The 376-nt window shown below is 75.5% G+C and carries 1 protein-coding gene; it reads right to left on the bottom strand.

Annotated elements, in window-relative coordinates:
- A partial coding sequence (locus GT030_RS31525) for a condensation domain-containing protein (RefSeq protein WP_161204011.1) occupies positions 1–376 on the bottom strand: 376 nt, incomplete at both ends.

The raw sequence follows: 376 nt of genomic DNA, 5'->3' as shown, positions 1-376 counted from the left end.
CGGGGAAGACGGTGCGCAGGCTCTCGTGGCGTTCGACCACGTCGGCCAGCGCGCTCTCCAGCGCGTCGGCGTCCAGCGGGCCGTCGAGGCGCAGCACGAGCGGGACGTTGTAGGTGTCGCTGGGCCCCTCGAACCGGTTGAGGAACCAGAGGCGGCGCTGCGCGAAGGACAGCGGCAGCGGCTCCGCCCGGTGCTCGGCCCGCCGCAGCGGAAGCCGCGCCGCCTCGGCACCGTCGAGCACGGCGGCCAGCGCGGCCGGCGCCGGGTGCTCGAAGAGGGTCTTGACGGGGACCTCCACGCCGAGCGCGGCCCGGATACGGGCGGTGAGCCGGGTGGCGAGCAGGGAGTGGCCGCCGAGGGCGAAGAAGTCGTCGTC

This window comes from Streptomyces sp. SID1328 (assembly GCF_009865595.1).
Taxonomy (GTDB): Bacteria; Actinomycetota; Actinomycetes; order Streptomycetales; family Streptomycetaceae; genus Streptomyces; species Streptomyces griseoluteus.
The sequence above is the reverse complement of the archived record's forward strand: the minus strand, read 5'-3'. Positions and strand labels throughout refer to the sequence as shown.